Origin of the sequence: Vibrio sp. Isolate30 (genome assembly GCF_022397975.1) — a bacterium.
Classification (GTDB): Bacteria; Pseudomonadota; Gammaproteobacteria; order Enterobacterales; family Vibrionaceae; genus Vibrio; species Vibrio fortis.
The window spans coordinates 40,634-52,544 of sequence record NZ_JAKEUS010000009.1 but is presented as its reverse complement, the minus strand read 5'-3'; the positions used below and the strand labels follow the sequence as shown (position 1 = coordinate 52,544).

Annotated in this window: 11 protein-coding genes; all 11 read right to left on the bottom strand. The window is 45.1% G+C overall.

Annotated features, from left to right (window positions below; all coding sequences use genetic code 11):
* Positions 1 to 132: 132 nt before the first annotated feature.
* On the bottom strand, positions 133 to 360 hold the full coding sequence (locus L1D60_RS18225) for a zinc ribbon domain-containing protein (protein ID WP_239842343.1): 228 nt from the start codon (positions 358 to 360) through the stop codon (positions 133 to 135).
* Positions 361 to 399: 39 nt separating this feature from the next.
* Complete coding sequence (locus L1D60_RS18220; protein WP_239842342.1) at positions 400 to 1,398, bottom strand: sensor domain-containing diguanylate cyclase; 999 nt, start codon at positions 1,396 to 1,398, stop codon at positions 400 to 402.
* 287 nt (positions 1,399 to 1,685) lie between these two features.
* Positions 1,686 to 2,573: an alanyl-tRNA editing protein gene (locus L1D60_RS18215; RefSeq protein ID WP_239842341.1), complete on the bottom strand. Its 888-nt coding sequence runs from the start codon at positions 2,571 to 2,573 to the stop codon at positions 1,686 to 1,688.
* Between the two features lie 74 nt (positions 2,574 to 2,647).
* Positions 2,648 to 4,129: a ribosome biogenesis GTPase Der gene (gene der, locus L1D60_RS18210; RefSeq protein WP_239842340.1), complete on the bottom strand. Its 1,482-nt coding sequence runs from the start codon at positions 4,127 to 4,129 to the stop codon at positions 2,648 to 2,650.
* 159 nt (positions 4,130 to 4,288) lie between these two features.
* On the bottom strand, positions 4,289 to 5,449 hold the full coding sequence (gene bamB, locus L1D60_RS18205; protein ID WP_239842339.1) for an outer membrane protein assembly factor BamB: 1,161 nt from the start codon (positions 5,447 to 5,449) through the stop codon (positions 4,289 to 4,291).
* A gap of 10 nt (positions 5,450 to 5,459) precedes the next feature.
* On the bottom strand, positions 5,460 to 6,074 hold the full coding sequence (locus tag L1D60_RS18200) for a YfgM family protein (RefSeq protein WP_239842338.1): 615 nt from the start codon (positions 6,072 to 6,074) through the stop codon (positions 5,460 to 5,462).
* Positions 6,075 to 6,160: 86 nt separating this feature from the next.
* Positions 6,161 to 7,429, bottom strand: coding sequence for a histidine--tRNA ligase (hisS, locus tag L1D60_RS18195; RefSeq protein ID WP_239842337.1), 1,269 nt, complete (start codon positions 7,427 to 7,429; stop codon positions 6,161 to 6,163).
* Between the two features lie 61 nt (positions 7,430 to 7,490).
* Positions 7,491 to 8,612 carry a flavodoxin-dependent (E)-4-hydroxy-3-methylbut-2-enyl-diphosphate synthase gene (gene ispG / locus L1D60_RS18190; RefSeq protein ID WP_239842336.1) on the bottom strand — a complete coding sequence of 374 codons (1,122 nt, stop codon included), beginning with the start codon at positions 8,610 to 8,612 and terminating at the stop codon, positions 7,491 to 7,493.
* 7 nt (positions 8,613 to 8,619) lie between these two features.
* On the bottom strand, positions 8,620 to 9,564 hold the full coding sequence (gene rodZ / locus L1D60_RS18185) for a cytoskeleton protein RodZ (RefSeq protein ID WP_239842335.1): 945 nt from the start codon (positions 9,562 to 9,564) through the stop codon (positions 8,620 to 8,622).
* 443 nt (positions 9,565 to 10,007) lie between these two features.
* Positions 10,008 to 11,126, bottom strand: a complete 1,119-nt coding sequence (locus tag L1D60_RS18180) for a bifunctional tRNA (adenosine(37)-C2)-methyltransferase TrmG/ribosomal RNA large subunit methyltransferase RlmN (protein ID WP_032551314.1) — start codon at positions 11,124 to 11,126, stop codon at positions 10,008 to 10,010.
* 288 nt (positions 11,127 to 11,414) lie between these two features.
* Positions 11,415 to 11,849, bottom strand: coding sequence for a nucleoside-diphosphate kinase (ndk, locus tag L1D60_RS18175; protein ID WP_032551313.1), 435 nt, complete (start codon positions 11,847 to 11,849; stop codon positions 11,415 to 11,417).
* Positions 11,850 to 11,911 lie beyond the last annotated feature (62 nt).

The following is an 11,911-nucleotide window of genomic DNA, read 5'->3' as shown; positions in this document are numbered from 1 at the left end:
AGGAATGAACCAATATGAAACATGAGGAAAATAAAAAGCCCAGCTGATTCAGAACTGGGCTTAAATTTTGAAGGTATTCTAAAGCGAGGCAAAGAGCAGTCAGCTTATATCGCGGTTAAGTACTTATCGCGGTTAAGCACTGGGCTTAAACTCAAACGTCACTCTCGACTTAGACTTGAGTTCATTGCACTTATCGTTACAGAAGTAACTGGCTGCACCACACGCCTGAAGCTTCTCGAGCTGTCTTTGACAATCTGGGCAGTAACCAACTTTAGTGAAATGCATAGCACAAGTTTCGCAGTGGTATTGCCCATCCCAACCTAATTCAGACTGACACTGAGGGCAGATATTTTCGCTCATATCGGATTCCTAAATCATCAACTAGGGCTAACTCTACGCTTAGTGTACTTTTGATTGCTTGATTTGGTACATGTTCTTGTCTGCTTCCGCAATCAATCCACCTAAGCCATTGGGATTTTTTTCAAACGCCATCCCAACACTGACAGAAAACTGAGTTCCATCAATATACAACGCATCTTGCAGTGTTCTATTGAGCACTCGATATGTGCTAGAGAAGGTCTCTTCAGAGTTAAAGCAGGAGAACACCACAAACTCATCTCCACCATAACGCCCTACTTTGGCGCAGGCTGTCGTCGCATCGTCGAGAACCTTGGCGACTCTCTGGAGGATTTCATCACCAAAGCGATGCCCGTAGGTGTCATTGATCGATTTAAACTTATCGACATCGACAAACATACACCCCATGATCTTTTCACCAAAACAGCGCTTTTTCAGAACCTTCTTAGCTTCACAAAGCAGTGCTCGACGATTCAGACAACGCGTTAAGGAATCACGAGTCGCGTAATATTGAAGTTGATCCTCTAGCTCATATTTCTCGAGGGCAACTGAATAGAGGGATGCCAACAGCTCCAGTATTTCAACTTCAAACTCATGAGGCTCTGAAGGAAATTGGCTGTAAATAGCAAAAGTACCAAGGACATGATCATTGGATGAGAGAATAGGAACCGACCAACAAGCATGAAGATTGGCTTGTTGCGTCAACGGTAAGAAAGCAGCCCAATTAGGGTGCTGGTTGATATCCGAAACAATAACGGCTTGTTTGAGGGCCGCTGACTCCCCACACGAACCAATACCCTCACCGATCTCGACTCCTTCAATTTTCTCATTGTAAAACTGAGGAAGGTTGGGCGCGTATTCTAAGTGTAAGGTCTGTTTCTCAGTGTTCAGTAGTAATATCGACGCCATGCGCTCGCCGAAAAGATGCTCAGTGAGCTGAACGATCTTCTCATTCAACTCTTTACGCTCCATTCCGAGTGCAAGCTTACGTAGTAAGCTATTTACTGAGCGGTGAGCTTCCAATAAAAATTCTTTTTCCATTCACAACAACTTTATCAAGTGTATTGATAGCAACCCGTTCTTATGCAAGTTTACTTTTTACTCAATAATAACACACTAAATAACCATGACACATAACTGAAGATCATAGGTTGATCTTTCGCTTTATCTATTTTGATCAGCGATCTACCCCAAAAAGAATATTTATATCACCACACACCGAAAGCATAAGTTACATGTGCTGCATTTGGATTTTAAAGAGAATATAAATCTAAAAGTGACATTAAAAACCCACACCATCAGAATATCACAATTCGATCTGTGACCAATTATCGTCGATTTACATGCGTCTGCATTTCAATATGCTGGTCATCAAGTTTAGTTAAACTCACCGTCAGACGACCGAGCTCAGAAGTGTTATTGATATGAGTACCACCACAAGGGATTGAAATTAAAGTGTTTTCATTTTTCTGCCATTGCCAGTAACGAGAATCTGTCAAACACTGACCATCCAGTTTCATTGCAACTGCACTTTTATGCTCTAACCAAACAGCGATCGTTTGATTGACCAAATCTTCAATCTCAGAAAGATTTTCCAGCATATTCGCAACATTGAGACCGCGTTTTTTAAGCGTTTTTCCTAAACGGTACTTATCGGTGCATAAATCTGGAGTGACAAAGCTCGTTACTTGCGCGTAGCTATTGAAATCATAATGGCCTAATGGATCTTTTCTGTCTGCGTCTTTACGCCAGTATTGCTCTGCAAGTACCTGATTTAAAGCAAGATATGCGACGTGTCCTGCACTGTGCCCACGACTAAGGCTATCTTGATAGTCTTGATCGACATGAAGTTCAACTAGCTGACCAAGCTCAACAGCTTCTGCAGAAGCTGATAGTTGATGAACCACGACAAACACCCAGCCCTCCGTATCACGCTTAACAGGAATATCTTCTGCCACGTAGAGTTTTCCAGTCGATTGTTCTATCGCGCCAACAAGACAATCTTCTACCTCTATCTGCTGTTGGCCTACCGCAATGTAACCTCGGTCTGCAGGGTGATCAGGCCAAATATGACTAACTGGATGAAATGGGGTTTTATCTACAATCACGTACGTTTTATCTGCTTGCTGCTCTATATGCTGCGCGGTGGCGGTTAAGCTCCAGATTTGGTGACAAAACTGAGTGATGGTTGGAGTAATTTGAATCGATGTGGTCATGGTTTTTGAGTTCTAATAAATTTTGCTTAAAAAAATACCCGAGCTCGGCTCGGGTATCAAATCTGGTGTAAAGGTTACTTACGGCCTTTCATCATGCTCATCATGCGCTTACGTTTACGCTCTTGAGAGATAGTTAGCTTGTTTGTCTTACCTTCAAATGGGTTCTCACTGTTTTGGAACTGAATACGAATCGGTGTACCCATGATCTCTAGAGAACGACGGTAGTAGTTCATCAAGTAACGCTTGTACGAATCTGGCAGTTCACGAACTTGGTTACCGTGAATAACTACGATTGGTGGGTTGTAACCACCTGCGTGCGCGTACTTCAGTTTCACACGGCGACCACGAACCATTGGCGGTTGGTGATCATCCGTTGCCATCTTCATGATACGCGTCAGTACTGAAGTACCTACACGTGTCGTCGCTGACTTGTAAGCTTCTTGAACAGATTCAAACAAGTGACCAACACCTGTGCCGTGTAGTGCAGAAATGAAGTGGATACGTGCAAAGTCTACGAAACCAAGACGACGGTCCAGTTCTTTCTTAACGCGCTCTTTTACGTCGTTATCTAGGCCATCCCACTTGTTTACGGCGATTACAATTGAACGACCTGCGTTCAAAGCAAAACCTAGTAAGCTCAAGTCTTGATCAGAAATGTTTTCACGAGCGTCGATTACCAGCAATACAACGTTTGCATCTTCTACCGCTTTCAGTGTTTTAACTACTGAGAACTTCTCAACGGTTTCATTGATGTTTTTACGACGGCGTACACCCGCAGTATCGATTAGAACGTATTCACGCTCATCACGGCTCATTGGAATGTAAATAGAGTCACGCGTTGTGCCCGGCATATCGTATACAACCACACGCTCTTCACCTAGGATACGGTTAGTTAGCGTTGATTTACCTACGTTTGGACGACCAATGATCGCGAGCTTGATTGGTTGATCTTGAAGACGTTGGAATTCTGCTTCCGCTTCTTCTTCTGTGAAATCAACTTGCTCAGCTTCTTCATCTTCAAACTCAGTCAGATCGCTCACTTCACCCGCTTCCGCTTTTAGTGCTTCTGCGAATGGGTTTAGCGCTAGATCGATAAGAGCCGTTACACCACGACCGTGAGCTGCAGCAATTTGGTACATGTCTTCAACACCTAGCTGCCAAAAATCCGCACTTGCTGCATCAGGGTCGATACCATCAACCTTGTTTACAACCAGCATAGAAGGCTTTTCTAGCTGACGAAGGTGCTTCGCGATAGCAATATCAGATGGCGTTAGACCCGCACGGCCGTCTACCATGAACAGTACAACATCAGCTTCATCAATCGCCGCTAATGACTGCTCCGCCATTTTTGTTTCAACACCTTCCTCAGTACCGTCGATACCGCCGGTGTCGATAACAATAAATTCGTGTTCACCAAGCTGAGCTTGGCCATATTTACGGTCACGCGTTAAGCCAGGAAAATCCGCAACCAATGCATCGCGAGTTCGAGTCAATCGGTTAAATAACGTAGACTTACCTACGTTCGGACGCCCTACTAGAGCAACAACAGGTACCATAACAACCTCTACAATTTCTTTTCTTAATGTAGTTATAGGTAAACACTTGTTCGCAAGTTTAAACTCTTACCTATAACCACACGCTTTATTAATTTTACAACAACAAAACGGCCCCTGGCTGTTACCAACCAGGAGCCGACTGTGAATTATATCACGCTTTTATTGGCTAATCGTCAGTTTCTTTACATCGCCGTTGCGAGTCACGACGAGGTAACCGCCAGCTAGCTCAATCGGTGCCACTGCAAAGCCACTGTCATCCACCAACTGCTGCGCCACAAAGTCACCTGTCGCACGGTCTAGCCAGTGTAAGTAACCTTCTGTGTCACCCACAACCACATATCCGTTAATGATAGCAGGTGCCGTTAGTAAACGGTTTTCAAGCAGCGATGTACTCCAAATCTCGGTACCACTGCGCGCATCAACCGCGGCTAGGTGATCGTTATCTGTCACAACGAATAAGCGGCTACCATCACTCGCTAGGTCAATCGCAGAAGAGTAGTTACGCTTCCACACTGGTTTACCCGAGCGTAGGTCAATCGCAATCAATTGGCCATTAATACCAACCGTGTAAAGAGTGCCACCCAAAACAACTGGTGAAGAGTCAACATCCACAAGACGGTCGATCTCGGTCGCACCTTTTGGTGTGCCTACTGGCTGTTGCCAAATAAGCTGACCACGTTCAACGATAGCAGCAGCCAATCGACCATTTGCTGTTCCCCAGAAAACACCGCCAGATACAGTTACAGGTGCACTATCACCACGCAGAGTTAAGCTAGGTACTTCGGTACTGATGGTCCACTTCTCTTCACCAGTTTCTTGGTCAAGCGCGACCATCATGCCACGGCTAGTATGAACCAGAACCATGTTGTTTTCTGTTGCAGGTGCAGCGAGTACTTCACCGTTCACAGACACACGCCATAGTTCTTCACCGGTTTCTTCATCAACAGCGATCATCTCGCCATTTTCAGAGCCAAGGAAAACCTTACCGTAACCCGCAGTCAAACCACCAGAGATACGTGCAATCACGTCTTTCTCTAGATCGTTTTTCCAGATCTCTTTACCCGTTTCAGGGTCAAGTGCTTTGATCATACCATCACGACTAGCAATAAATACCTTGTCATATGCGTATTCAGGTGTGAGCTTTGAGAAGTAATGACCAACGCCATCACCCACTGAGGCAGACCACTCTTGAGACGGTGTAAATTCACTCGTTACGGTTGGCACTGGCGCCATGATAACCGTGTCTTCTTCACCCGCACAGCCAGCAAGCAGCCCAAGAGCTATTGCACACAGTGTCGCTTTGGGAAACATCTTCTTCATTCAAAGCGCCTTATTTAGCTAAGTCGTCAAGTTTGATTTGAAGCGTTTGGCTAGCATCAACAGCTTGTTGTGCTTCAGTGTAAGCCGTATATGCAGCATCGCTGTCGCCTTTACGAAGTGAGATATCACCACGCAGTTCTGCAACACGACCTTTCCACGATTCATCAGTGATTGCCGCTAGTTCGCTAAGTGCTGCGTCAAACTCACCCTGCTCTGCTTTTACGCGAGCAATACGGTAGCCTAGTAAAGGAGCCAATGCCGCGTCTTTTGTCGCCGATTGTGCCCACTCTAGCTGCTCAAGTGCTGCAGCGAGATCACCCGCTTCTACTTGTGCTTTAGCCAATTGCATCGCTGCAAGTACAGAGTACTCAGCATCTTTGTTGCTATCGATGAAAGCTTGAATATCTGCTTGTGCATCTAGACCTTTTGCATCCAGTGCAGAAATAGCAGTAGTGTAGCTTTCAGACGCTGCTTCACGAGCTTGGATAACTGAGTCTTGGTAATAGCGCCAGCCAAACAGACCACCCAAACCAATCACAGCACCAAAGATCACAGCTTTGCCATTCTCTTTCCACCAGTCTTTAATGGCTTCAACTTGTTGCTCTTCGCTATCGTAAAGTTCCACTTCCTGTCCTCTTTGATTCTTTTAAACGCCAGCAAACAGCTGGCGTTGAATATTCATATTGAGCGTTTAGTTGCTCAGCGGGCGACTTAGATTAATGCCGCGACTTTTGCCGCAACGTCTGCTTGGGCAACAACTTCTTGTTCACCACCAACCAGATCTTTCAATACCACTGTGTTGTCTGCTACTTCGTTTTCACCCAGTACCAATGCAACGACAGCGCCCACTTTATCAGCACGCTTAAATTGTTTCTTGAAGCTACCACCACCAAAGTGATTCATTACACGAACGCCTTCAATGTTGTCGCGCAGTTCATTCGCCAATTGCATGCCTGCAATCATGGTGCCTTCACCCGCTGCTACCATGTAGACGTCAACACTACGACGTACTTCTGTTAGCTCTAGAGTCTCCATCATTAGAACAAGGCGCTCTAGACCCATTGCAAAACCAACTGCGTTAGTTGCTTTACCGCCTAGTTGCTCAACTAGGCCGTCGTAACGACCACCACCACATACAGTGCCTTGTGCACCTAGGCTGTCAGTAATCCACTCAAATACAGTGCGGTTGTAGTAGTCAAGACCACGTACTAGACGCTCATTAACTTGGTATTCGATACCAACAGCATCAAGAAGTTCACACAAACCTGCAAAATGTTGCTGTGACTCTTCACCTAAATATTCAGAAAGGCGAGGTGCATCACCAAGAATTGCTTGTACGTCTGGGTTCTTAGTATCTAGAACACGCAGTGGGTTTGTGTGCATACGACGTTTGCAATCTTCATCCAGCACGTCGATGTGTTGCTCTAGGAAAGCCACAAGTGCTGTACGGTAGTTTGCACGGTCTTCAGTAGAACCGATTGAGTTCAACTCTAGACGTACGTGCTTGTCGATGCCTAGCTCACGCCATAGACGTGCAGTCATCATGATAAGTTCTGCATCAACGTCTGGGCCATCTAGACCAAACACTTCTACACCACATTGGTGGAATTGACGGTAACGGCCTTTTTGAGGACGCTCGTGACGGAACATTGGGCCCATGTACCATAGACGCTGTTCATCACGGTTAATAAGGCTGTTTTGGATGCATGAACGAACACAACCTGCTGTGCCTTCTGGACGTAGAGTTAGGCTGTCACCGTTGCGATCTTCAAAGGTGTACATCTCTTTTGAAACTACGTCAGTCTCTTCACCAACAGCACGGCTAAATAGGTTTGTCTCTTCAACGATCGGCATGCGTACTTCGTTGTAGCCGTACGCGCTTACTACGCTTTTTACAGCGCTTTCTACTTTCTGCCAAAGTGGTGATTGAGTTGGAAGGCAGTCGTTCATGCCTCGGATTGCTTGGATATTTTTAGCCACAATTTTTTCCGTCATTTTTCACGACAAGGTACATCTAAACGTTTCACCTCATCGCGTTGTATTAATCTTCTAGGTTCTTTAGGTCAATGCGATTGGTTTTATCCATCACTGACGCTTTTGCTCTGATCTTCGCTTCTAGCTGATCGACAAGGTCATTATTGTCGAAACGCTCTTTCTGACGCTTACCGTCTTCGTAGAACGCACTCTTACGTGCACTACCCGCAAGGCCTAAATGCGATACTTCTGCTTCACCAGGGCCGTTTACCACACAACCGATGATAGACACATCCATTGGGGTAATCACGTCTTCTAAGCGCTCTTCTAATGCATTAACCGTATTAATAACATCAAATTCTTGGCGAGAGCAGCTTGGGCAAGCGATGAAGTTGATACCACGCGAGCGAATACGCAAAGACTTAAGAATATCAAAGCCAACTTTGATCTCTTCAACAGGGTCTGCAGCTAGCGAGATACGCAGCGTATCACCGATACCTTCTGATAGAAGCATACCTAAGCCAACAGATGACTTAACAGCACCCGCACGAGCACCACCCGCTTCAGTGATACCTAAGTGTAGAGGTTGATCGATCTTCTGCGCCAATAGGCGGTATGAACCTACAGCTAAGAATACGTCTGATGCTTTTACACTGACCTTAAACTGATCAAAGTTAAGACGATCAAGAATGTCCACATGGCGCATTGCAGATTCGACTAACGCTTCTGCTGTTGGCTCTGTGTACTTCTCTTGAATGTCTTTCTCTAGAGAACCACCGTTAACACCAATACGAATCGGAATATTCTTGTCGCGAGCGCAATCAACAACTGAGCGAATACGGCTCTCATTACCGATATTGCCTGGGTTGATTCGTAGACAGTCAACGCCATACTCCGCCACTTTAAGGGCGATACGGTAGTCGAAATGAATGTCTGCAACCAAAGGTACCGACACTTGCTGTTTGATCTGCTTGAACGCTTCTGCTGCATCCATGGTTGGAACAGAGACACGTACAATGTCAGCACCGACATTTTCTAGCGATTTAATTTGAGCAACAGTCGCCGCAACGTCTGTTGTTCGAGTATTAGTCATGGATTGCACGGCAATTGGTGCACCATCACCGATCGGCACGTCGCCCACATAAATACGGGTCGACTTGCGACGAATAATAGGAGATTCGTGTTGCATATTAACTCTAAGGTAAGGTTATTCTAGCTACTTTGCCTGAAGTATACCCAGAAAGGTCGACAGGTTCACTCGCAAATGTCATTGAGACGGCTTCTGGTGCACCAATAACCACTTTATACGGGGTTTCACCTGATAAATTCAGTGATTGACCTGCTTTTTTAATGCCCGTTGACAGCGTTCTGCCCGTTGCGTCTTTAACTTGAATCCAGCAATCAGAGCTAAATTGCATGATCAACTCATTAGCTAATGGCTCAGGCGTTACAATTTCTGGCTCAGCAACTTCAGTCTCAACAGCAGCAACTACTGGCTCCACAGGTGTTTCTACTTCAGGAGCAACGTCAGCATCAGCAATCTCTGTCACGGCACTCGTTTCAGCCACTACTTCACTGTCTACAACTTGCGGCGCTTCAACTGCTGGTGTTTCAGCTTCAATTAGATCAAGAGATGTGGTGAGTTGGTCATCACCAAGCTCATCGACAACCACCTCTTCTGCTGTTTCTTCTGCAACTAGAGATTGAGAAAGCGTGTCTTGTTGTTGATTCTGCCACCACCAAAGCGACGAGATACCCGCAATAACCGCAAAGATGCTCCAAGTTAACAGCATAATGCGGCTATTGTGCTTCTCAGTTTTGGTTTTACGAGAGAAGCTCATCATCTCTTGTTCTTGATGCTGAACATCACCAGAGTGTTCTAAGGCTTCTAGAACCACTTTCTCATCTAAATTAACGTATTTGGCATATGAACGAACATAACCACGCATGAAGGTGGCGACTTGGTCTGAATCAAATTGGTTGTCTTCAATCTGCTGAATCAAGCTAACGCGTAGCTTTAAGCGAGAAGAGACTTGTTGTTGGGTTAAACCTAACGACTCACGTCGATTTTTAAGGATCGTACCAGCTTCCAATACAGGAGCTGCAGCTTGTGGAGTTTGTGTATCTTGTTCTGTGTTCATAAAGTTGAACTTCTAAATATTATCGTCGGTTGTCGAGAGCCATTTTTTATTATCGTTTACGCTCAATCTTACAACCCACTCTTTGTGGAATTTGTCCTGCGACTCGCACCAAAAACCTTTTGAAATCGAAAACCGCACACTGCTATGCAAAAGGGTTTTCTCAGGTAGCTATCTGTTCAATGCCAACCTAGTAAATAGACATATTGATGGTTCGAGTAGCAAGTAAGCACTTAAACTGAGTTTAAGCTAATTTAATCATAAGCCAATGCCATGACAAGGCAAAAACACTTTCGACAAAATTTACCGTTAGCTCATGGTTTTGTACAAAATTTAACGAAAAATGTAAAAAAGCGTGGCGCAATGAACAGACAAACGGTGATAAACGGCCAAAAACAAACAAGCCAGAAGTAAACTTCTGGCTTGTTGTTAAAACTGAGAGCGGCTTAAAGCGCTTTTACTGGAATAGTTTCCGCAGCAGCTTTTTGCTTCGTACGTTTGGTACGGTCGATAACATCACCCACCAGCTGACCACATGCAGCGTCTATATCGTCACCACGAGTCTTACGCACTGTTACTGTGTAGTCGTATTCCATTAGCGTTTTTTGGAAACGGTCGATACGAGAGTTACTTGGTTTCTTGTAAGGAGAACCTGGGTACGGGTTAAATGGAATCAGGTTAATCTTACATGGCGTGTCTTTCATTAGCTCAGCAAGTTCACGAGCGTGGTCCATATCGTCATTCACATGATCAAGTAGCACGTACTCTACAGTAACTTTACCGCGGTTAGCGTTTGAAGACGCAATGTAACGACGTACCGATGCTAGGAAGTCTTCGATATCCCAACGGTCGTTGATAGGCATGATTTCGCTACGCAGCTTATCGTTTGGCGCGTGCAGTGAGATTGCTAGTGCAACGTCAATGTTACCCGTCATTTGATCAAGACCTGATACTACACCAGAAGTCGATACTGTTACGCGGCGCTTAGATAGAGCAAAACCAAGATCGTCCAACATGATCTCTAATGATGGCATTAGGTTTTTCATGTTAAGCAGAGGCTCGCCCATACCCATCATTACTACGTTTGTAATTGGGCGGCGACCTGTTTCTTTCTCAAGACCGATCTCACGAGATGCACGCCAGATTTGGCCAACAATCTCAGAGACTTTTAGGTTACGGTTGAAGCCTTGTTGCGCTGTAGAGCAGAACTTACACTCAAGTGCGCAGCCTACTTGTGACGATACACACAGCGTCGCACGGTCACCGTCTGGGATGTATACCGTTTCAACGTCTTGGTCGCCAACACGCATTGCCCATTTGATTGTACCGTCTGAAGAGTGTTGAGCTTCAGAAACAACAGGAGCAACGATTTCACAGCGACGTTGAAGTTTCTCACGCAGCTTTTTGTTGATGTTATTCATGTTTTCGAAGTCATCGACACCGAAGTGGTACATCCACTTCATTACTTGATCTGCTCGAAAAGCTTTCTCATTCAATTCTTCTGTGAAAAATTTACGAAGACCTTTACGATCAAAATCGAGTAGATTGACTTTAGCTGTGGTCATGGTGCCTCTCAATGACGGAACAATAATTAAGGGCGCGAATTGTACAGCCTTTACGCATCTTCAACAAGAGCTGTAAAACCCTGTGTTTACTAAGACATTCAAAGTTAAGTGATTAAAATTCACACAACCCTCATTCACTACTTACAATTATAGAAATAAGAGCAAGATTCCCGACTACGTCCTTCGTCGCGATCGGGAATGACGACTAGGTAAACTATCTCAAACGTAAAACCCAGATACAAAAAAGGCCTCACCGTAGTGAAGCCTTGAGAGTCGTTAACCCGTTGCTTATTCAGCAGGACGTGGGCAAATTTCAGATTCTGGGAAGAAGAACTCAATCTCGCGCGCTGCCGACTCTGGGCTGTCGCTGCCGTGTACTGAGTTGTAACGCATGCTGATTGCGTAGTCTGCACGGATAGTACCGCACGCCGCTTCTTCAGGGTTTGTTTTACCCATTAGTTCGCGGTAACGACAAATTGCATCTTCGCCTTCTAGCACCTGAACCATGATAGGGCCAGACGTCATAAACTCTTTAAGAGCTGGGAAGAACTCTTTGCCTTCGTGTTCTGCGTAAAAACCGCTCGCTTGCTCTTCAGTTAAGTGCACCATTTTAGCTGCAACAATTTGTAGGCCCGCTTTTTCAATGCGGTGGTAGATTTCGCCGATCAGGTTACGTTTAACAGCATCTGGCTTAACAATTGAGAACGTTCTTTCTAGAGCCATAGGGGTTCCTTCACTTCATTTTTGTTGTTATTTAAAATGACACCTGTCCTCATTAAGTGAGT